Origin of the sequence: Xanthomonas sp. WHRI 8932A, assembly GCF_035012785.1 — a bacterium.
Classification (GTDB): domain Bacteria; phylum Pseudomonadota; class Gammaproteobacteria; order Xanthomonadales; family Xanthomonadaceae; genus Xanthomonas.
Map to the genome: position 1 here is coordinate 606,987 of NZ_JAYGQQ010000001.1, position 20,670 is coordinate 627,656.

The window sequence follows — 20,670 nt, forward strand, 5'->3', positions numbered from 1 at the left end:
TTGGCTACTCAATCCTTCGCATACACCACACCCAACTGATCGATCTCGTCGCCGGCACGGCCGGTGAAACCGGCGATGTGCCAGCCGTTGGGAGCGGTCAGCGTATAGCGCTCGTTGCTCGGGGTGCCTACCTGTACGCTGCGGCCGGTGTTGGTGCGCAGGCTCAGCGAAAATACGCGGGTGCTGTCGTTGTACTTGCCCACGCTGAAGGTGGCCGAAGACAGCGTTTCGTTGGCACCCAGCGACAAGGTCGTTGCCTGCCCGCCACTGCCGCCATGCGCCAGCAGTTTGCCGCTGTCCAGGATCACACCCACGCCATCCAGGCGCTCACCGCCGCGCAAGGTCACGCCACTGAGTCGGCGCGCGCCGGGATTGCCGGCCAGGTCGTTGAACGGAATGCCGTGCGGGCCACCGAACTGATCGCTGGTGCGCAGTTGATCGCCCACCGCCCAACCGAACTGCGTATACACCGGGTAATGATCGGACAAGGGCTTGCCGGCGCTGTCATAGAAGCCGCCAGCATCGAGCTGATAGCGATTGGCCACCAGGGTCAGTTGCGGTGCATCGCGGTACAACATCTTGTCGACCACCTCGCAGCTATTGGTGGGCGGCGTGCCGCAGAGCAGCGGCGTGGCGCCGGGCGCCGGTGCGCTGCCCTTGATCAATTCCACCCACGCATCGGTGAGCCCATTGGAGGCGATCAGTTCGCGGATGTTGTCGTCGCTGCGGGTGTAGCGCGTGTTGGAATCCATCATCACCAACACCGCGTTACCGGCCGACCAGGTCTGGATGAACTGCGAGAGCTGACCGATGTTGGCGCGACGTGCAGACAGATCGCCCGCTTCGACACCGGCATTGGGGTGCGCGTTGTAGACGTCCAGCAACACGCCATCGGCCAGGCGGACGCGCATGTAGCTGAAACCTTTCGGGGTCAGGCAGTCGGTGCCGTTGCACTGCTTCCACTTGACCCGCGTGAAGTCGCTGAAGGGATAGTTGCTGAGCGTATTGAGCCCATCGCCCAACGCGGCGCCACCACTGGTGGCGGTGCGATACGGATGCGCATCGCCGGCGTAGAGCGCGGCATGGTAGTTGAAGTCTTCCTGCACATGGATCAGGCCGTAAGGCGCCAGTTTTGGTGCCAGCAGTGCGGTGTTGGTGGCCGGCGTTCCGCTGGACAGCCCTTCGGGCAGACCGGCGACGTTGTAGGTCAGCACGTCGAGCACGCCGACGGTTGTTTGTGCCTGGGCAGTGCTGGCGCAGGCAAGGCTTAGAGCGATTCCGAGACTGACGAGTGTGCCTAAATGCTGGAGCATGGATCACCTCTTGCAGAAAGGAAAAACGGCTGGCACGGCGGCCAGAAAAGCGGCGTCCACGACGCCGATGCGACCACGTGCGACGGCCATCGGCCGGCGCGCGCAGCGTCATTCGCTCAGGTACTGCGGGTCGATCGCCGCGTCGACCAATGTCGCCAAGGTCGGGAGCGGGCAGTCGTACTCCGGCGTGGCATTGCTGCAGCCGGGAATGAAGACCGGCGAGGACGGCGGTGGCGCCTGCGCTGTGAGCGCGCGGCGTTCGCGCAGTTGCGCCAGGGTCTGCGCGGTGTAGCGCACGCGGATCACGCGTTGCCCGTCGGCACGCCGCCAACGCTCGAACACCAACGCACCACCGGGCACGGTCTGGTCGGGCTGATACCCCGGCAGCTGCCAATGCAGATCAAACATGCCGGCCAGCAAGGTCAGCGTGCCGTCGTGACCGGACAGCACCACCAGCCGTGCATCCCCACCAATCGGCGTGGCGTGCGCGGCATGGGTGTATGCGCTGCGATTGGAATCGCTGCCTTGCTGCAAAGTTGCCAGCAGCCGCGCCGCCAATGGCGAACTGGCCATACGCGCTACCGTCGGCGCACGCAGGCGCAACGCGAACTCGGCCTGATGCGGTGCAAATGCGCGCAGCAGGCTGGCTTCGTCCAGGCCTTGCCAACCCAGTGCGGCAAAGTCCTGGCCGTCGGCCCAGCCCATCAACAGACTCTCGCTGATGCCCGATGCGGTCGGTGCCGGGCCTTCGACTCCGGCAATGCCGTCATGTGCATCGCCCATGCGTGCGGGCACTGCATCCAGGCGTCGCTTGCCGGCACCGGCATGCGCCGGGCACGGCCGTTGCGCGCACTGCAATAGCAGTTGTTGCAAGGTGTCGATCGCATCGTGCTGGGCCGCATTCCAGCCCGCGACATCGCCACCGACGCGGCCGGCGATGGCCGCGCGCATCAGGTCGGCGGCAGCGGGTTGGCGCACCGCCGGCGCGCCATCGAACAACGGATCGGACGCACCATCGGCAACGTGGTGCACCGTGTTCGTGCACCCCGGCGTGAGCGTACGTGCCAGCGCCTGTGCCGAGGCGATGGTGCGCTGGGTGCGATTTGCCCAGTAATACACGCTGTCGCAGCCATCGCCATCGAACAGGCCGAGCGGTGCGTAATGGGCGCGATAGTAGACACCGAACAATGCTTCAAGACGTGCACCGTTCTCGGTCAGGTGACCGGCCGGCACGCCGAAGCGTGGCCAGGGACGTGCGGAATAGCGGCCCAATGCTTCCGGGCTGGACATCGCCGCACGCACGCCGTGGCGTTTGAGGATGACGACTTTTTCAAGCGTGTCCGGCACTGCGGCGGCGTGCACGGTTCCCAGTGGAACCAGCGCAACAACGACAGCAGCAAAAAATCCGAAACACAGACGCGGCAGTGGTGACATGCATTCGATCTCGATCGTGGCGCGCCCCGTATGACGCGATAGGGCGCGGCGTGCAGTGGCAACAACGCCACAGCGGGCGCCGTTGCAGGTGCAGAGGACGCCTTGCTGGAAGGCACCCGGTTGTGGCCTCAGTCGTTGCCGGCAAGGCTGGATCGGCGATCGGAACGGCTGCGCCACCAGACGGCGGCCGTAGCATGTCGCGCTGCACCCATGCCAGATCGAGCGCAGCGTCCTCGCCCCCATTAATTCCAGCGCACCGGCCTGCCTTGGCCACACTCAGAAACGCGCGCGCAGCCCCAACGACCAGGTGCGGCCGTAGTCGGTATAGCCCCCGAACAAGTGATCTCCGACAAACTGGCGCTGCACTTCGCCAGTGAGGTTGATCGCGTTGACGAACACCGACAGCGTGTCGTTGACCTTGTAAGCCACGTTGGCATCCAGGCTGCCGAACTTGTCGCTGTTGAGCGTGGCCACATTGGCGGTGCCGACGGCATTGAGAATCTCGTCGCTCCAGCTGTAACTGACACGCGCCATCAACGGGCCCTTCTCGTAGAACAGCACGGCGTTGTAGGTATTTTTGGCCACGCCTTCCAGGCTGTCGGTAAAGCTGCTGTTACCGTCGTGATAGGTCGCCTTGCTGTCGGTCCAGGTGTAGTTGAGCTGCATGCCCAGGCCATCCAGCGGCGACGGTAAGCCGGTAAACACCTGCTGATACGCCACTTCCGCACCCTGCACCATCGCCTTGCTGCCGTTGGTCTTGGACGACAGCAGATAGGTCTGGCCTTCGTAGACCAGGTTGGACATCTGGGTCTGGATGAAGCTGGAAATATCCTTGTAGAACAGCCCGCCGGTCAGCGCCGAGGTCCCATCGATATACCACTCGAAGGTCAGGTCGTACTGCCATGCTTCGAACGGTTGCAGCGCAGGATTGCCGCCACTGGCGGTGAGGATTTCGCCACTGGAATTAAAGGTGAGCTTGGACGACAGGTCGGTGAGGTCCGGGCGCGTGATCACCTTCGCTGCGGAGGTGCGCAACACCATGTCATCGCGCACATCCCAGGCCGCGTTGAACGACGGCAGCACGTTGGTATAGCTGCGCTCGAAATGCACTGGCTGGGCTGTGCCGTTGACGTCGGCATGACCATCGGTGGCCTGCTCGGTGCGCACCACGCGCGCACCGAGGTTGCCGCGCAGCTCGCGGCCGGTCAGATCGGTGCCGAAATCGGTCATCGCGTAGGCCGAAGCGATCTTTTCCTGCACCTCATAGGAATTCTGCAGATCCGCGCTGTTGGGCGTATTGCGCAGATCGGCGCTGGTGGGCCAATTGCCCCAGAACGCGGATTCGACCGGTGCCAGCCACTGCCGGGGCAGGTTGCCGTTGGCGTCGGCCAGCATGTCGTTGACCGGCAATGCGGTGAAGTTGCTGGCCGGGAAGCGCACCCCGGCGATGCTGTTGAGCAGCAGGTCGGCACGGTCGTAGGTGCGCGAGCGCTCCCGATACTTGGCGCCTACCTTGATGTCGCGGAAGAAGTTGCCGTCGAGCGTACGTTTGGCATCGAACTGCAATGCGTCTTCCTTGTCGCGCGCATCGATCTGCCGCCATTCCAGGCGGCGTCCTGCCACGGTGGCCGGGTTGGTCGGATCGAAGCCGTTGGTGAAGCTCCAGTCCGGCACGTTATCGCCATCGGCTTGCGGCATGTCCACGCGCATCGCCAGGTTGGTGCCGCTGCGCAGGCGTGTGCGTCGGATCGGGTCCGAGTCGTAGCTATGCGCCTGCGAGTGGAACGCCACCGCGCCCAGCGTCCACTGGTCGCCGCTCCAGGTGCTGGACAGGCGCGCACTGCGGTTGTCGTCGGTGATACCGGAGGTTTCGCGCGAGATCTGCACCTGGCCATTGCGGTAGTCGAAGCCAGTGATGCCGCCGTTTTCCACGCGCAGGTTGCTCATCCTGGACAGGTTGTCGAAGCCGACACCCATGCTGTATTCGTCGTAATGCACGGTCTGCTTGGCGTAGAGCAGATCCAGCGTGGTTTCCCACTGCGCGCTGGGCTTCCATTGCAGCGACGCCGCAACGCCGGTGCGTTCGCGCTCTTCCAGCTCCAGCGTCGGGCGCAGACCGGTCGGCACGTAATTGGCACCAGGCACCCCCGGCACACCGCTGCGGTAGTAGTCCCAGCTCACCTCGTTGACGCGGTCCTGGCGCAGCGTGCGTTGCGCATACGCGCCAGAGATCAGCATGCCGAAGGTGCCTTCGGCATTGACCCAGTTGAACAGGCCGGACACGCGCGGATCGTTGGCATGGGTGCGTTGCGCCTGGCTCGATTCCAGCGACACATTGGCCAGCGTCTTGCCCAGTTCCAATGGGCGGAACGTGCGCACATTGACGATGCCGCCGATGGCGCCTTCATCCAGATCCGCAGTGGGACTCTTGATCACGTCCAACCCGGATACCAGTTCGGCCGGCAGCGTGTCGTAGCGAAACTGTCGCCCGGTCTGGCCGGAGGTGCGCACGTTTTCGTTGACCGCCATGGTCTGGCCATTGAGCGTGGTGACCTGAAAGTTCGGGCCCAGGCCGCGCACGCGTACATACACGCCTTCGCCGCGGTCACGCACGATCGACACGCCAGGCACCCGCTGCAACGCTTCGGCGACGTTTTGTGCCGGCAACTTGCCGATGTCCTCTGCCGCAATCACATCCACCACGCTGTCGGCATAGCGCTTCTGCCGCAACGCGGCGCTGAGGCTGCCGGCATAACTGCCAAGCACCTGGATGCTGTCCAGCTCCTGCACCGGTGCGTCTGCGCGTGGTACTGGCGCGTTCGCCACTGCCGCCGACGTCGGAGACACCTGCGGCTGCGCTCCAGGCGCGTCCTGGGCTGTTTCGATGGTCACCGTAGTCGGATTGAGATAGCGATAGCGCAGGCCGGTACCGGCAAGCAATTGCTGCAAGGCCTGCTCCGGCGCGATGCCGGCAGTGGTGGCACGGGTCTGCGGGTTGCCTGCAACGCCTGCGGCATACACGAATTGCAGGCCGGTCTGACGCGACAAGGCATTGAGTGCACGTGCCAACGGCTGGGCGGGAATCGCATCGACCGACACGGCCACCGGCGTGGTCTGGGCAGCGGCAGTACCGGCATGCAACGCGAGAGCAATCGAAAGAACCAACGTACGACGCATCGTGGAATCCAGTAGGGGAGGAAGCAATGCGCAGCGCCACGCACAGGCGGGAATGCTGCGTTGTACCCGGACTACGAGGGACGACAGCGAGGATCGGGCACCGGTTTTTGATGAATTTTCTGTGACACGTGCGTGGTGGCAGCGCGCATGCACGCAAGTGCACGACACTGAGTGAGCGATACGGGTGCATCTGCGCGCGTGCGCAGGCTGGCCAGTCTTGAGAGGGACATGGCTGCTGTCGGAGCGCGGCATGCACACGACGCCGCTCAGCCGGGCGCGCCTGGCTCGGGGATGTCAGCTGGGCAACGACGGTGCCATGCACCGCCGCTGTCGTCAGTGCGCAGCGGCGCCCTGCGCTGGTCGGCTGCTCACGCGCAACACGCCCGGCGCAGCGACCACGCGCAGGTTGGGTTGGTCGTCGAGAAACGCGCGCAGGGATGCGACATCGTCGCCGCGCAGGTTACCGGTGAGCCGCAACGCGCCGGCGGCGGCATCGTCGATGAGCAGGCGGGTGCGATTGAGCCGATTGAAATCCTCGGCCACAGTGGTCAGCGGTGCATCGCGGAACACGATGCGCCGCTGCCACCACGCATGCATCGCGGCGACATCCTCGTTGGACACGTCGACCCGGCCGGACACAGCGTCGATTCGTGCGCTCTGCCCGGCGCCCAGGTTCGCCAGCATCGGCTGCTGCTTGCGGTCATCGCGCCACACGTACACGCGGCCCTCGGTGACTTCGATGCGCGCCTGCTGCCGATACAACGCAATATCGAAGGTGGTGCCGATATCTTCCACACGCAGACGGCCCGCATACACCTGCAACCGACGGCGGTCCTGGGCCACTTCAAAGCTGGCCTGACCCTGCAGCAATTGCAGGCGACGACTCCACGGCGTCATGGTCGCGCGCACGCTGCTGAGCGCGTTCAGATGCACCACGCTGCGATCGGTTAATTGCACGCGGCGCTGCTCGCCATGCGCGGTGGCATAGGTCTGCGTGCGCGGCCACGCCCAGCCGGTCAAGACCGCCACACCGCACATCGCTGCGGCCAAACCCAGACTCCAGCCGCGGACACGCGCACTGCGCTGACCATCGGTGCGGCCCGGCGGCGGCGTATGTCGAGGCTGTTGTGGGAGTTGTTGTGGCAATCGCGACGGCAACGGCAACACGATCACGTTGCGCGAGGCTGCAGCCGCACGCGTGCGGCGATCGTCATCGAGCAAGACATCCACATCCAGCTGCATGCCACGCAAGGCATCGCCCAGCTCACCCGCCACGCGCAGCACGGCCATGTATTCGCGCACATGCAGCGGAGATGCGGTCAGCCATTGCATGAAGCTGGCTTGCTTCTGCGCATCCAGCGCCTGCATGCGTTGCAGCGCATGCCAGTGCCCGGCCTCGCTGGCAGCCCTGCGGGTGGCCCAAAGACGCGTGCTCACCAGCTCTCACCGCTGTCGGCAACCGCCTGCCTGCACGCCGACAACCCACGTATCACATGTTTCTTGACCATATGTGCAGACACGCCCATGCGCTCGGCGATCTGTTTGTAGCTGAGCCCATCGCGGTACTGCATCACCAGCACCGCGCAGGTGCGCTCGGGCAAGGTGGCCAGCAAGGCCTGCAATCGTTGTTGGCGCTGCTGACGGTGCGCGGCGTCTTCCACATCCTCGCCTGCGGCCAGCAATTGCGAAAACTGTTCCATTTCGTCGATCTGCAACGGCGCCTGCTTGCGGCGCACCGCCTGCTCGCGCGCAAGATTCAGCGCCACCGTGTACAGATAGGCTTCCGGATTGGCGATGCCCTCGCCCTGGTCCTGCTGCGCGCGCAACAGGCGTAGATAGGTTTCCTGCACCAGGTCCTCGGCGTCCTCCTTGGCACCGCGGCGCACAAAAAAACCGCGCAGCACAGATCCGTGCTGCGTGAACACCTGGGTCCACGCGCGGCTGGCGTTGGCTTTCATCGTGCGCGCTCCCCTTGCGCTGGGTGGGCTAGCCTGGCCAATTCAGGTGACACCACGATGACGCGCAACGCGCAACGCACCTGCAAAGCGTGCCACTGCGCTACGCAACCGATTGCCCATTGCACGCCATCGCAATGCAGCTGAGCGAACGCCACAGCATTACGATTGGCATGCGCAAGCGCGATCGAGCATCGCTACATCTACACCGTCCCTACACCGCACCTTGACCCTAGGCGCGTCAAGGTGAGCCCCTCCTCCCAGCCATCGCCACGGGGTTCGCATGAATGCCACGCCCGCCACTGCCGATCACACGGCGCCGGCAATCGCCACCACTGCGCCGACTTACCCGGTCAACCTGCGCATCAATGGTCAGCCCTATCAATTGCAACTGGAAGCCTGGATCAGCTTGCTCGATCTGCTGCGCGACCGGCTCGATCTCACCGGCACCAAAAAGGGCTGCGATCACGGCCAATGTGGTGCATGCACGGTGCTGGTCGACGGCCGCCGCATCAACAGCTGCCTGACGTTAGCGGTGATGCAGGACGGCGCCGACATCACCACCGTCGAGGGTCTGGCCGATGGCGAACAGCTGCATCCGCTGCAGCGCGCCTTCATCGCGCACGACGCGTTTCAGTGCGGGTATTGCACGCCGGGGCAATTGTGTTCTGCCGTTGGCCTGCTCAATGAAGGAAAAGCGCACGACCGCGATCAGGTGCGCGAGCTGATGAGCGGCAATCTGTGCCGGTGTGGTGCGTATCCGCAGATCACCGATGCGGTGATGGAAGTGATGGGCAAGCCTAGCGACAGCAGCGACAGCGCTGCCAGGCCGTGGACGCCCGGGACGGTGCCGGCATGATCCCGCTCAGCTACGCGCGCCCGCTCAGCGTGGATGCCGCACTCGCTGCCATCGCATCGCGCAGCAACGACCCGCAGCCGGTGCCCTCCGACGCACCCGTGCGCCTGATCGCCGGCGGCACCAACCTCACCGACTTGATGAAGCTGCAAGTGATGCGGCCCAGCAGCCTGGTCGACATCAATCGCCTGCCGTTGGACAGCATCAGCGTGCTGCCCGAGGGCGGCCTGCGCCTGGGCGCGCTCGCACGCAATGCCGACACCGCGTACCACCCTGAGGTCGAGACGCGTTACCCGTTGCTGAGCGCGGCAATCCTGGCAGGCGCGTCACCGCAGATCCGCAACATGGCCAGCAACGGCGGCAACCTGTTGCAACGGACGCGCTGCCTGTATTTCTACGATCACGCCACACCTTGCAACAAGCGTGCACCGGGCAGCGGGTGTTCGGCCATTGGCGGGCTAACCAAGTACAACGCCATTCTCGGCACCAGCGCGCACTGCATCGCCACGCATCCGTCGGATATGTGCGTGGCATTGGCCACGCTGAATGCAGTCGTCCATGTGCAAGGCCCGCAAGGCGAACGCGACATTGCCTTTGCCGATTTTCATCGGTTGCCTGGCGATCATCCGGAACTGGACAGCACGCTGGCGCCGGACGAGTTGATCGTGCATATCGATCTGCCCGACGCGCAGCGCTTTGTCGCCCATAGTGCCTATCTGAAAATCCGCGAGCGCCTGTCGTATGCGTTTGCACTGGTGTCGGTAGCTGCTGCGCTGGATTTGAACGATGACGGCAGCATTGGCGAGGTGCGTGTCGCATTAGGCGGGGTGGCGCATAAGCCGTGGCGCAATCCAGATGCAGAAGCGCAACTGGTGGGATTGCCAGCGACCGCAGACACGTTCGCAGCTCTGGCCGATGTCTTGCTGCAAGGTGCACAAGCGCAGGGCGAAAACGCCTTCAAGCTGCCAATGGCGCGCCGCGCCATCGTGCGCGCACTCGAGGTCGCACGCGAGGGCACCACTGACAACCGCGGGCGCACCAGTGCGCTGGAGCAAGCGCCATGAACGCACGCAGCACCGATCTGTCCAACAGCGAGTTGACGCCACCGGTCGCCGATCAAGGCACCGGCTTCCGCCCCACCGGCACTGGTGTGCCGCGCATCGATGGGCGTGCAAAAGTCACCGGCCAGGCGCGCTATGCCGCCGAATGGCCGGTGCCGGATCTGGCCTATGGCGTGGTGGTCAGCAGCACGATCGCCAAGGGCACGATTGTCGGCTTCGATCTGGCTGCCGCACGCGCGGTGCCGGGTGTGCTGGAGATCGTCACCCACGACAATCGCCCGCACATGCGTGGCATGGATCTGTTCTACAAGGACATGACCGCGCCGGCCGGCTCGCCGTTTCGCCCCCTGTACGACAACACCGTGCGCTACAGCGGGCAGCCGGTGGCGCTGGTGGTGGCAGACACGTTCGAGGCTGCGCGCCATGCAGCGCATCTGGTGCAGGTGGAGTACGCGCAAGAGCCGCACGCAACCAACTTGATGGCCAATCTGGAGCGTGCGCACAAACCCAAGGCATTGAAGGCAGGCTTTTCGCCACCGCCCAAGGACAGGGGCGAACCGGACACCGCCTTCGTCAATGCCGCCTGTCAGGTACAGGCCGATTACTACAGCGGTGTGGAGCACCACAACCCGATGGAGTTGTTCGCCTCCACCGTGATCCGCGAGGAAGACGGCCACTTCACCATCTACGACAAGACCCAGGGCTCGCAGAACAGCCGTTGGTATGTGTCGCATGTGTTTGGCCTGAGCAAGCGCAAGGTCACTGTGCGCAACCCGTATGTAGGCGGCGCGTTCGGCTCCGGTCTGCGGCCGCAATATCAGCTGGCGCTGGCGGTGATGGCATCGATCAAGCTGGACCGCTCGGTGCGTGTGGTGATGACGCGGCAACAGATGTTTACCTTCGGCCATCGCCCGGAAACCGTGCAGCGGCTCAAGCTCGGTGCAGACCGCGATGGCAGCTTGCGTGCCATCTGGCACGAGGCCATCGCTGAGACCTCGCGCATCGAAGATTACGTCGAGGTGGTGGTCAACTGGAGCGGGCAGCTGTACGCCTGCGACAACGTGCATCTTGGCTACAACCTGGTCAGCCTGGATCAGTACAGCCCGATGGACATGCGGGCGCCCGGTGCCACCCATGGCATGCATGCACTGGAAGTGGCGATGGACGAGCTGGCCTACGAGGTCGGCATCGATCCGCTGGCGCTGCGGCTGAAGAATTATGCCGAGGTCAATCCAGCCGACGGTAAGCCGTTTTCCAGCAAGGCGTTGCGCGAGTGCTACCAGCAAGGTGCCGAGCGCTTTGGCTGGGCACAGCGCCCGCTGCAACCGCGTGCACGCAAGGAAGGCCGCGAGTGGGTCGGCTGGGGCATGGCCACCGGGCAATGGGATGCGATGCAGATGTTTGCGCGCGCCCACGCCGTGCTGCACGCCGATGGCCGACTGGTGGTGAGCAGTGCCGCCAGCGATATCGGTACCGGCACCTACACAGTGATGGCGATGATCGCTGCCGAAGCGCTGGGCCTGCCGCTGGAACAGGTGACCTTCCAGCTTGGTGACTCGACGCTACCTGTCGCACCGATTGAAGGCGGCTCCTCGCATGTCACCACGATCGGCTCGGCGGTGGACGGTGTATGCGGCAAGTTGCGCACGCGCCTGCTGCGCCTGGCTCAGGCCTTGCCCAATTCGCGCTTTGCGCGGGTCAAGCTGGACGATGTGGTGTTTGCCGATGGCACGATTGCATTGCGTGCCGATGCCAGCAGCGCGATTGCGTTACCTGCATTGTTGCGTGCAGCCGAACTGGAGCAGATCGAAGACAAGTTCCTGCTGCTGCCCAACGTGCTCAAACAGCGCAAATACACCCGTGCCACGCACGCTGCGGTGTTCGTGGAAGTACGCGTGGACGAAGAGCTGGGCAGCGTGCGGGTGACGCGCGTGGTCAGCGCGATTGCTGCGGGGCGCATTCTCAACCCGACCACCGCGCGCAGCCAGATCATCGGCGGTGTGGTGTGGGGCATCGGCCAGGCCTTGCACGAACATACCCAGGCCGATCACCGCTTCGGCCGCTTCATGAATCACGATCTGGCGCAGTACCACGTCTCCGCCAATGCCGACATCCACGACATCGAGGTGATCTTTGCCGACGAAGACGACCGCGTGGTCAGCAGCCTGGGGGCGAAAGGCGTCGGCGAGATCGGCCAGGTGGGTGTGTCGGCAGCCATCTGCAATGCCATCTTCCACGCCACCGGCAAACGCATCCGCAGCACGCCAATGACGCCGGACAAGGTGATGGCAGACTAAGCGAGCTGCTGCGGGTTCTCAGGATCTCGCAGTCAGGGTTGATGGGGTCTCCCCACGGGCTCGACATCGCACGATGTCGGGCTCGCTGCGTGATTACGAACGCGCCGTGCAAGCACAAGCTAACCCGGCTCAATCACTCAAACAGATGCACACCGCATAGCTCGCCGACATCCAGCACGCGCCATCTATCGCCGTTGAGCACACGACACAGTGCCGCTTGACGACTGACGTCAAAACACGATGACCAATCCAGATCAACACGCCGCACCAACCCTCTCACCTGTACGCCACCAGCATCACCGTCCGCGCACGGTCTTCTTCTTGCCCGGCGTCTGCGCACTGCCCGCCTGCACCGTGGACAAGGCCATGGTGATCAGACCGGCGATCAAACGGCGCAACACCGCTTCGTTATCCGCCGATGCCTTGAGGCTGGTGGTGGCAAGCCGCAGGATGTAGGCAAGATCGGCTGCCGACATCGCGCTGTTGTCGCGCACATGCGGGCGCAGCAACTGCACCAGGGTGTCTTCCATCTGCTGGTACAGCGCATCCAGCGCATCGGGCGCATACACACCGCAGTTGGCAACCAGATCCAGCCCGTTTTCGGAATCGATCACCGCAGCCACCGGCTCCAGCACCCAGATATCGAACAACTGCCGTAACTGGGTCTGCAGGTCCTGCGTATCGCGTACGCGCTGCGCCGTTGCGGCCGCGCAAATGTCGCGCTGACGCACGACCTGCGCGGCAAAGATCGCCTCCTTGTTGGGGAACGCGGCATACAGCGACGGCCGCGACATCTGCGCAGCCTGGGCGATGTCGCTCATGCTCACCTTGCGGTAGCCATGCCGCAAAAACAGCTGCAGCGCGGTCTCCATGACACGCGCCTCCTTGCTGTCGGCAGGCGCTGTGGCGGGGATAGCCGCCTTCTTCGATGACTTTACACTTGACATTATTTGTAAATACGTAAATCTTACACGTTCCGCCAATTGTAAAGCACAGCGACCGCCATGACCTCCGCCAACCCGCACACCAGCGGCGCCAGCCGCACAACCCGTGCCTATGCAGCGCTCGAAAAAGAAGGCGCCATGGTGCCGTGGCAGTTCGAACGCCGCGCGGTACGCGCCACCGATGTCGCAATCAAGGTGTTGTTCTGCGGCATCTGCCATTCGGACCTGCACTCGGTGAACAAGTGGGCAAGCGAATACCCGCTGGTGCCGGGCCATGAGATCGTTGGCGAAGTGATCGAGCTGGGCGCGGAGGTCGAAGGGTTTACGCTGGGCCAGCGCGTGATGATCGGCACCATCGTCGATTCCTGCCGGCACTGCGCGCCGTGTCAGGCGCATGACGAAGTGTATTGCCACGCTTTCCCCACCCTGACCTTCGATGGCGTGGATCGCGTGGACGGCAGCCGCACGCGCGGCGGCTATTCGGAGTACTACGTGTCCGACGCCCGCTTCGTCTACCCATTGCCCGACGGCCTGGACCCGGCGGCCGCCGCGCCATTGCTGTGCGCCGGTATCACCTGCTTTGCGCCGCTGCACCGCTACGGCATCGGCCCCGGCCACACCGTCGGCGTGGTCGGCATCGGCGGGCTTGGCCATCTCGGCATCAAGTTCGCCCGTGCCATGGGCGCACATGTCGTCGCCTTCACCACCTCGCCCAAGAAGGCCGCCGAAGCGCACCGCCTGGGCGCGCACGAGGTGGTGGTCTCCACCGATGCGGCGCAAATGCAGGCGCAGGCCTACCGCTTCGATTTCATCCTCGACACCGTCTCGCGCAGCTATCCCATGAACGACATGCTCAAGGCGCTCAATCTCGACGGCACGCTGTGCACGCTGGGCCTGCCCGACCAACTGGATTTCCGCCCGGTCTTGCTGGCCATGGGCCGCCGCAAGGTCACCAGCTCGGGCACCGGCGGTACCGCCGACACCCACACCATGCTCGCGTTCTGCCAGCAGCACGGCATCGTGGCCGATATCGAATTGATCAAACTGCAGGACATCAACGCTGCATTCGAGCGCGTCCACAACAACGATGTGCACTACCGCTTTGTGATCGATCTACAGGCATCGGCTTTGTAAGCCGACACCCGCGGGATGCCGGCGCGGCCGGTGCGCGTGCCTGCATTGCATCGCTGCGTTGCAACCTCGGCCCGATGCGCAAACCCGCCTTCCTCAAGCCCTACATCCGATGCGAACCCAACCGGCCGCAGGGCATTACGCTGAGGTAGCGTGAGCGCATCTTCCGCCCAGCAAGGTTCCCGCATGCCTGCGCGCACTACACGTCGTGAGTTGCTTCGTGGTGTGGCCACGCTCGCGGTGCTTTCTTGCATTCCCAGCGGATAGGGGCTGCCGCCGGGGCCATTACGTGGGCCGGTCTTTATCGAGGCGTTGATCGCGCGCATGAGCGTGGAAGAAAAGGCCGGCCAGCTCAGTCTTTTCAGTTCTGCAGAACAGGTCGACAAGGCGATTAACGCCAACCCGGCGAGCAAGGATGGGGCCGGGCGCAACCAGTTGGCCGCGGCGCGGGCCGGGCAGCTAACCGGCGTGTTCAACGGCGCCAACGTGCGCTGGCATCGGCAGCTGCAAGAGGCTGCGCTGACTGGCCGCAGTGTGCCACCGGCACGCCGGTCGTGCTGCTGAGCACCGGCCGTACGCTCGCGCTGCAAGGCCCGGCCCTGCAGAGCGCGGCGATCCTGGTCACCTGGTTTTTGGCCTCGGAAGCCGGCAATGCAATTGCCGATATCGTGTTCGGTGTGCAGGCGCCCTCTTGGCCGCTTGCCGGTAAGTTTTCCGCATGCCGCAGGCCAGGTGCCTTACACCTATGCGCACCCGCCCAGCGGCCGCCCCAACCTGGATCCGCACGGCTTGCAGCGGTACACCACGCATGACCGCGACGTGCCCAACACGGCCGTGTTCCCGTTTGGCCATGGCCTGACCTACGGGCGCATCGCCTACGCCGATCTGCAGCTAAGTGCGCCGCAGATGACGGCGACCGGCAGCCTGCAAATCACCGCGCGCGTCAACAACCATGGCAGCCGCGACGCCGACGAAGTGGTGCAGCTCTATCAGCGCGACCGCACGGCCAGCGTTGCCCGCCCGGTGCGTGAGCTCAAGGACTTCCGCAAGGTCAGGGTACCTGCCGGCGGTAGCGTCAGCGTGCAGTTCGAGCTGCGTCGCGCGCATCTGGTTGTTTGTCGGGCAGGCAATGACCCCGATCGTGGAGTCGGGCCTGTTCGACGTGTGGCTTGCGCCATCTGCCGAAGCCGATGGCGTGCATGCGCAATTCGAGTTGTTGGGCTGAGTCACCAACAAAGCGCAGCGGGCCGCTGCCAATCGAGCATGGATGGCGCACAGGCGCCACGGGGCGGCCGAGGTGCATGGCACCGTCGAGCACAGGCAGCGCGCGTTCGCTGCCGGCGCAGTCGCTTCATCGGTTGCTCCAAGCGCGCCGCTGCGGAGACCACCGATGCGCCGGCTGATGTTGCGAGTGCTGGACAACCTTGGCGCATCGGATGTCGCTGCGTGCTATTCCCCGGCCAGCACCTGTGCCAGGAACGGCGCGGTGCGGCTGGCACGGTACCGCGCCACCGCATCCGGCGTGCCGGCAACCACCACGTTGCCGCCGGCACCGCCCGCGCCCGGCCCCATGTCCAGCACCCAATCGCTGCTGGCGGCCACGCGCATATCGTGCTCGACCACGATCACCGTATTGCCGGCGTCCACCAGTCCTTGCAGCTGGGTCATCAAAGTATCCACGTCGGACGGATGCAGGCCGGTGGTGGGCTCGTCCAGCACGTAGACGGTGTCGCGCCGCTGGGCGCGTTGCAGTTCGGTAGCCAGCTTGATGCGCTGCGCTTCGCCACCGGACAACTCGGTGGCCGGTTGGCCCAGACGCAGATACCCCAGCCCCACTTCGCGCAACACCTGCAACGGCCGCAACACGCTGGCGTCGTCGGCAAAAAATGCCGCCGCCTGATCCACCGTCATCGCCAACACCTGCGCGATGGTGTGCCCGCGCAGTTCGATCTCCAGCGTCTTGGCGTTGTAGCGCGCGCCGTGGCAGGTGGGGCACGGTGCATACACGCTGGGCATGAACAGCAACTCCACCGACACCGAGCCTTCGCCTTCGCACGTGGCGCAGCGGCCCTTGGCGACGTTGAACGAAAATTGCCCGGGGTCGTAGCGACGACGGCGCGCAGTGGGCGTGGCCGCAAACAACTTGCGCACCGGATCGAACAAGCCGGTATAGGTGGCCAGGTTGGACCGTGGCGTGCGGCCGATCGGTTTCTGATCCACCCGCACCAGCCGGCGCACGCGATCGAGCCCGCCGACAATCGCACCACCCAACGGCACCTGCGTGCCGCGCTCCAAGGGGTCCAGTGCGTCGTCCTCTTCAGACGCTGCATGACCAAGATGCGCGGCCAGCAATTCCACCAGCGCCTGGCTCACCAGCGACGATTTGCCCGAGCCAGACACACCGGTCACCGTGGTGAACACGCCCAACGGCAGATCCACATCCAGCGCGCGTACGTTGTTGCGGGTGATGCCGCGCAGCTGCAGCCAACCGGTCGCGGCGCGCGCATGGCTTAGCACCGCCGGTGGCGTGCCGAACAGATAACGCCGCGTGGACGATGCCGCCACCGCGTCCAGACCCGCTGGCGGCCCGCTGTAAAGCACCTGCCCGCCATGGACGCCGGCCGCAGGGCCCACGTCCACGATCCAGTCGGCGTGGCGGATCACATCCACCTCGTGCTCCACCACGAACACCGAGTTACCCGCCGCCTTCAACTGGTCCAGCGCCCCCAGCAGCGCCTGCGCATCGGCCGGATGCAAGCCCGCCGATGGCTCGTCCATCACATACACCACGCCGAACAACTGCGAGCGGATCTGCGTGGCAAGCCGCAGGCGTTGCAGCTCGCCCGGCGACAGCGTGGGCGTGCTGCGCTCCAGGCTGAGATAACCCAGGCCCAGCGCCTGCACCACGGCGATCCGCGCGCGTAAATCCTCGGCAATGCGTTGCGCGGCGATCACCTGTTCCGGGTGCTGCGTGGCGCCCTTCTTCTTTGCCTGCGTCCGCACATCGGCATCGGCAGCCGGGCGCAACAGCTCGGCGACTTCATCCAGCGGCCTGCGCGACAACTCGCCGATATCCAGCCCGGCAAAGGTCACCGACAACGCCTCGCGTCGCAGCCGCTTGCCATCGCATTGCGGGCACAGCGTGCTGACCAGATACTGCGCCACGCGCTTTTTCATCTGCGCGCTCTGCGTGCTGGCAAAGGTGTGCAACACATAGCGCCGCGCACTGGTAAAGGTGCCCATGTAGCTGGGCTCTTCCTTGCGTTTGAGTGCGCGCTTGACCTCGTACAGGCTGTAGCCGGCATACACCGGCACCACCGGTTGCTCATCGGTGTACAGAATCCAGTCGCGGGTTTTCTTCGGCAGCGTGTGCCACGGCACATCTACATCGTGGCCCAGCGTGGTGAGGATGTCGCGCTGGTTCTGCCCATGCCAGGCGCCCGGCCAGGCGGCCACCGCGCGCTCGCGGATGCTCAGGCTGCGGTCGAGCACCATGGTGGCTTCGGTGGCGTCGTAGATGCGGCCCAGGCCGTGACAGGTGGGACAGGCGCCGGCCGGCGTATTGGGCGAAAACCCGTCTGCATAGATGATCTCCTGCCCTGGCGGATAACTGCCCGCACGCGAATACAGCATGCGCAGCGAGTTAGAAATGGTGGTGACGCTGCCTACCGACGAGCGCGCGCTCGGCGCGCCGCGTGCCTGCTGCAGGGCCACCGCTGGCGGTAGCCCATCGATGGCATCCACTTCCGGCACGCCCACCTGGTCGATCAGGCGACGCGCATACGGCGAGATCGAATCCAGATAGCGGCGCTGCGCCTCGGCAAAAATAGTGCCGAACGCCAGCGACGACTTGCCCGAACCAGAGACGCCGGTGAACACCACCAGCGCATCGCGTGGGATGTCCACGTCCACATTCTTGAGGTTGTGCTCGCGCGCACCACGCACGCGTACCAGGCCGGAGGAAGACGACATTGCGTTAGACATGACTAGCGAACCGACATTCGACAGCGGGCTAGCCTAGCGCGGCATGCATGCAGCCGATGTCGTTGCAACATCGTAGCGTCGTTTAGATGCAGGCAGATGCTCGGATCAAAAGTCTGGTTAGTCGAAGGCGCGGTGCCCTCACCGCTCGCGGGACACGCCGTGAATCCTTCGGTGGAGGCTCGGTGGCGGCATCCATGCCGCCACACGGTCCCGCAAGCGGCGAGGACACCGCACCAGAGAGTTGGTCGGTCGCTAGATGAAAAGCGGGCCATTTCGCGACCTGCGTTGGCTTGCTGGTACGAGTCGCACAGCTGCATTTGAGCCAGCGAGTTAAGAGCGGCTAACAAAACCTAGCGAGTAGTCGTCAGGTGGGTGCGGACGGCGCGCAGGAACCGGAGTGTACGAGTGGTACATGAGGATTCCGAGCACCGGCCGCGCCCGCCTGGCGGTGAGCACAGTCGTTTTGGTAGCTGCTCTAAAAGCACACCATGCATCTTGCGACTCTGCACACCGACCATCTCCGGTGGTCCTTGCCCGCCTACCGTCGCGGGACCTTACGCGGCATGGATGCCGCGTAAGAGCTTACAAAGACGTACTTGCAGCGTGTCCCGCGATGGTGGGCGGGCAAGGGCCCTGCAGCCAGGCCGCCGATCAGCTGCTCTACAACGCGCTCATCCCAACGCATGCGCCGGCACCGGCTGCTCGCCGGTATCGGCCAACGCCTGCATGCGCGCCACCACACCACTGAACAGCCGCGCGGTGGCGGCATCGCGCGTGCGAAAGATGGCTTCCAGCTCACCGTAGTACCACAACGTGCCCTCGCGCCCGGCAGTGAACACGTTGAAGATGTGCTGACCCACGGCGGGGTTTTCCAGGTCTTGCACAATGGTGCGCGCGTTATAGAGCTTGTCGCAGCCGGACACCAGCAGCGCACGCTCGGGTGTCTTGCGCAGGTGCTCCAGGTAGGCCTGCTTGCGCTCGCGCCAATCGCGTTTGCGCGCACGCTCGGTGTTGTCCACCTCCGCCTTGTCTTCGGCAGTGGCATCGGTACACGCCATCACGATGTCGGCCACGGTATCGCCGAACTGCGCGCGGATCGAGGCCTCGTGCCCGCCGCCGCAGTCTTCCACCACATCGTGCAGCAAACCGGCAATGGCCTGCTCTTCATCGCCACCGCATTCCAGCACCAATGTAGACACGCCGAGTAAATGGCTCAGGTATGGAATCTGCGTGCCCTTGCGCACCTGTCCGGCATGGGCGATGCGCGCGTAATCCACGGCCTGGGCGTAACGTTCGGTGAGAGCGGTCATTGGGCGTCCGATGCGAGCGATGGCACATTATCGCCGAGCCCGACCACGCGCAGGGTGAGGATGCTGCGATGCGCAATTTAGGCTCAATGACGCGCCATTGCGGCCGATAGCATCAAGAGCAGCCAACAAAAGGATTGTGCAGCCGCCAGGCGGGCGCGGCCGGTGCTCGGAATCAGCATGTACCACTCGTACACTCCGGTCCTGGGCGCGCGGTCCACATCCACCTGACGACTGCTCGCTATGTTGTGTTGGCCACTCTAAGCTCGATCCACGCCGTACGATTTTCTCTACGCCATGACCCAACTTCCTGTTTGCAACGCCTGCCGCGACGGCCACGACTTTCCTACCGCCATCACCATGGCCTTCCAGCCGATCGTGGACGTCTCCACGCGAAACATCTATGCCGGCGAGGCACTGGTGCGCGGCGTCAACGGCGAGTCGGCCGGCAGCATCCTGGCCGCCGTGGATGAGCGCAACCGATATGCGTTCGACCAGGCCTGCCGTATCAAGGCGATTGAGTGCGCCGCGCAGATCGCGCTACCGGCACTACTGTCGATCAACTTCATGCCCAATGCGGTCTACAACCCCGAGCACTGCCTGCGCGCCACGCTCTCGGCCACTGCGCAACATGGCTGGCCGCTGGACGCGATCATCTTCGAGGTCAGCGAGCAAGAACATCTCACCGACCCCGCGCATCTGCTGGACATCCTGCGCACCTATCAAGCGCGCGGCATGAAGACCGCCATCGACGACTTCGGCGCCGGCTATGCCGGCCTCGGCCTGCTGGCCGACTTCCAGCCGGACCTGCTCAAGCTGGACATCGCCCTGATCCGCGGCATCGACACCGACCGCAGCCGCCAGGCCATCGTGCGCCACGTCACCCGCATGTGCGAAGAACTCGGCATCGCCGTGATCGCCGAAGGCATTGAAGAACCCGACGAATACCGCACCCTGCGCGACATGGGCATCCACCTGCAGCAAGGCTACCTGTTCGCCAGACCGCAGATCGGCCTGCTACCGCAGGTGCAGTGGCCGGAGTGAGTGCGTGCAGGCGTGCGCATGAGTGAAACGAAACAGAACGCTCATCATCCCGCCTAACCAACCATCAGCAACACACCACCCAAACACGTAAGAACCTGTTCACGATCTTTTGAGTAATAGCGCCAGGAAGGCCAAATGGATGAACTGCAGGCTGGTGTTGAGTTTGC

The 20,670-nt window shown here is 64.5% G+C and carries 15 protein-coding genes, 2 other RNA genes and 1 pseudogene; 9 read left to right on the top strand and 9 right to left on the bottom strand.

All coding sequences use genetic code 11. The features are described 5' to 3' along the window. Nucleotides 1-8: 8 nt before the first annotated feature. From VC212_RS02665 to VC212_RS02685, 5 genes are all read right to left on the bottom strand, one after another. Entirely contained in the window at nucleotides 9-1,313 is a 1,305-nt protein-coding gene (locus VC212_RS02665; protein ID WP_323515797.1) for a jacalin-like lectin, read from the bottom strand. Nucleotides 1,314-1,421: 108 nt separating this feature from the next. Further along, on the bottom strand, nucleotides 1,422-2,747 hold the full coding sequence (locus tag VC212_RS02670; RefSeq protein ID WP_323515799.1) for a histidine-type phosphatase: 1,326 nt from the start codon (nucleotides 2,745-2,747) through the stop codon (nucleotides 1,422-1,424). 276 nt (nucleotides 2,748-3,023) lie between these two features. Next, nucleotides 3,024-5,924: a TonB-dependent receptor gene (locus VC212_RS02675; protein WP_323515801.1), complete on the bottom strand. Its 2,901-nt coding sequence runs from the start codon at nucleotides 5,922-5,924 to the stop codon at nucleotides 3,024-3,026. A gap of 333 nt (nucleotides 5,925-6,257) precedes the next feature. Continuing rightward, on the bottom strand, nucleotides 6,258-7,361 hold the full coding sequence (locus VC212_RS02680) for a FecR domain-containing protein (protein WP_323515804.1): 1,104 nt from the start codon (nucleotides 7,359-7,361) through the stop codon (nucleotides 6,258-6,260). Next, nucleotides 7,358-7,882: an RNA polymerase sigma factor gene (locus tag VC212_RS02685; protein WP_323515808.1), complete on the bottom strand. Its 525-nt coding sequence runs from the start codon at nucleotides 7,880-7,882 to the stop codon at nucleotides 7,358-7,360. Before VC212_RS02685 ends, VC212_RS02680 begins: the two co-directional genes overlap by 4 nt. A 280-nt stretch (nucleotides 7,883-8,162) precedes the next feature. On the opposite strand from VC212_RS02685, the gene VC212_RS02690 reads away from it, so the two are divergent. Genes VC212_RS02690 through VC212_RS02700 form a run of 3 tightly spaced genes read left to right on the top strand, consistent with a single transcriptional unit; the run spans nucleotide 8,163 to nucleotide 12,093 of the window. Then, a complete protein-coding gene (locus VC212_RS02690) occupies nucleotides 8,163-8,738 on the top strand; it encodes a 2Fe-2S iron-sulfur cluster-binding protein (RefSeq protein WP_323515811.1) in 576 nt (191 codons plus the stop codon). Further along, the gene (locus VC212_RS02695) at nucleotides 8,711-9,799 is read left to right on the top strand and encodes a xanthine dehydrogenase family protein subunit M (protein WP_323515813.1); all 1,089 of its coding nucleotides are present in this window, start codon (nucleotides 8,711-8,713) and stop codon (nucleotides 9,797-9,799) included. The genes VC212_RS02690 and VC212_RS02695 overlap by 28 nt, the downstream gene beginning before the upstream one ends. Further along, nucleotides 9,796-12,093: a xanthine dehydrogenase family protein molybdopterin-binding subunit gene (locus VC212_RS02700; protein WP_323515815.1), complete on the top strand. Its 2,298-nt coding sequence runs from the start codon at nucleotides 9,796-9,798 to the stop codon at nucleotides 12,091-12,093. The genes VC212_RS02695 and VC212_RS02700 overlap by 4 nt, the downstream gene beginning before the upstream one ends. 296 nt (nucleotides 12,094-12,389) lie before the next feature. On the opposite strand, the gene VC212_RS02705 is transcribed toward VC212_RS02700, so the two are convergent. Then, nucleotides 12,390-12,965, bottom strand: a complete 576-nt coding sequence (locus tag VC212_RS02705) for a helix-turn-helix domain-containing protein (RefSeq protein WP_323515818.1) — start codon at nucleotides 12,963-12,965, stop codon at nucleotides 12,390-12,392. Nucleotides 12,966-13,097: 132 nt separating this feature from the next. On the opposite strand from VC212_RS02705, the gene VC212_RS02710 reads away from it, so the two are divergent. From VC212_RS02710 to VC212_RS02725, 4 genes and pseudogenes are all read left to right on the top strand, one after another. Next, the gene (locus VC212_RS02710; protein ID WP_323515820.1) at nucleotides 13,098-14,171 is read left to right on the top strand and encodes an NAD(P)-dependent alcohol dehydrogenase; all 1,074 of its coding nucleotides are present in this window, start codon (nucleotides 13,098-13,100) and stop codon (nucleotides 14,169-14,171) included. A gap of 321 nt (nucleotides 14,172-14,492) precedes the next feature. Next, complete coding sequence (locus VC212_RS02715) at nucleotides 14,493-14,732, top strand: hypothetical protein (protein ID WP_323515822.1); 240 nt, start codon at nucleotides 14,493-14,495, stop codon at nucleotides 14,730-14,732. Beyond that, nucleotides 14,660-14,980, top strand: coding sequence for a glycoside hydrolase family 3 C-terminal domain-containing protein (locus tag VC212_RS02720; RefSeq protein WP_323515838.1), 321 nt, complete (start codon nucleotides 14,660-14,662; stop codon nucleotides 14,978-14,980). Before VC212_RS02715 ends, VC212_RS02720 begins: the two co-directional genes overlap by 73 nt. A 94-nt stretch (nucleotides 14,981-15,074) precedes the next feature. Beyond that, nucleotides 15,075-15,224: pseudogene (locus tag VC212_RS02725) on the top strand (fibronectin type III-like domain-contianing protein); the annotation flags it as partial. Nucleotides 15,225-15,617: 393 nt separating this feature from the next. On the opposite strand, the gene VC212_RS02730 reads toward VC212_RS02725, so the two are convergent. The 3 genes from VC212_RS02730 to VC212_RS02740 form a co-directional block, all read right to left on the bottom strand. Continuing rightward, complete coding sequence (locus VC212_RS02730) at nucleotides 15,618-18,152, bottom strand: excinuclease ABC subunit UvrA (protein ID WP_323515827.1); 2,535 nt, start codon at nucleotides 18,150-18,152, stop codon at nucleotides 15,618-15,620. Between the two features lie 338 nt (nucleotides 18,153-18,490). After that, nucleotides 18,491-18,566, bottom strand: a non-coding RNA gene (locus VC212_RS02735) — sX9 sRNA. 257 nt (nucleotides 18,567-18,823) lie between these two features. After that, the gene (locus VC212_RS02740; RefSeq protein WP_323515830.1) at nucleotides 18,824-19,462 is read right to left on the bottom strand and encodes an HD domain-containing protein; all 639 of its coding nucleotides are present in this window, start codon (nucleotides 19,460-19,462) and stop codon (nucleotides 18,824-18,826) included. Between the two features lie 177 nt (nucleotides 19,463-19,639). On the opposite strand from VC212_RS02740, the gene VC212_RS02745 reads away from it, so the two are divergent. Beyond that, nucleotides 19,640-19,716: non-coding RNA, sX9 sRNA (locus VC212_RS02745), on the top strand. 40 nt (nucleotides 19,717-19,756) lie between these two features. Further along, nucleotides 19,757-20,503 (top strand): EAL domain-containing protein, encoded by a 747-nt coding sequence (locus VC212_RS02750; RefSeq protein WP_323515832.1) that lies wholly within the window; start codon nucleotides 19,757-19,759, stop codon nucleotides 20,501-20,503. Nucleotides 20,504-20,670 lie beyond the last annotated feature (167 nt).

Excerpts from the sequence above, each read along its gene's own strand:
- VC212_RS02665 (WP_323515797.1), bottom strand. The coding sequence starts at position 1,313 with ATGCTCCAGCATTTAGGCACACTCGTCAGTCTCGGAATCGCTCTAAGC.
- VC212_RS02670 (WP_323515799.1), bottom strand. The coding sequence starts at position 2,747 with ATGTCACCACTGCCGCGTCTGTGTTTCGGATTTTTTGCTGCTGTCGTT.
- VC212_RS02675 (WP_323515801.1), bottom strand. The coding sequence starts at position 5,924 with ATGCGTCGTACGTTGGTTCTTTCGATTGCTCTCGCGTTGCATGCCGGT.
- VC212_RS02685 (WP_323515808.1), bottom strand. The coding sequence starts at position 7,882 with ATGAAAGCCAACGCCAGCCGCGCGTGGACCCAGGTGTTCACGCAGCAC.
- VC212_RS02690 (WP_323515811.1), top strand. The coding sequence starts at position 8,163 with ATGAATGCCACGCCCGCCACTGCCGATCACACGGCGCCGGCAATCGCC.
- VC212_RS02700 (WP_323515815.1), top strand. The coding sequence starts at position 9,796 with ATGAACGCACGCAGCACCGATCTGTCCAACAGCGAGTTGACGCCACCG.
- VC212_RS02705 (WP_323515818.1), bottom strand. The coding sequence starts at position 12,965 with ATGGAGACCGCGCTGCAGCTGTTTTTGCGGCATGGCTACCGCAAGGTG.
- VC212_RS02710 (WP_323515820.1), top strand. The coding sequence starts at position 13,098 with ATGACCTCCGCCAACCCGCACACCAGCGGCGCCAGCCGCACAACCCGT.
- VC212_RS02715 (WP_323515822.1), top strand. The coding sequence starts at position 14,493 with ATGAGCGTGGAAGAAAAGGCCGGCCAGCTCAGTCTTTTCAGTTCTGCA.
- VC212_RS02730 (WP_323515827.1), bottom strand. The coding sequence starts at position 18,152 with ATGTCTAACGCAATGTCGTCTTCCTCCGGCCTGGTACGCGTGCGTGGT.
- VC212_RS02740 (WP_323515830.1), bottom strand. The coding sequence starts at position 19,462 with ATGACCGCTCTCACCGAACGTTACGCCCAGGCCGTGGATTACGCGCGC.
- VC212_RS02750 (WP_323515832.1), top strand. The coding sequence starts at position 19,757 with ATGACCCAACTTCCTGTTTGCAACGCCTGCCGCGACGGCCACGACTTT.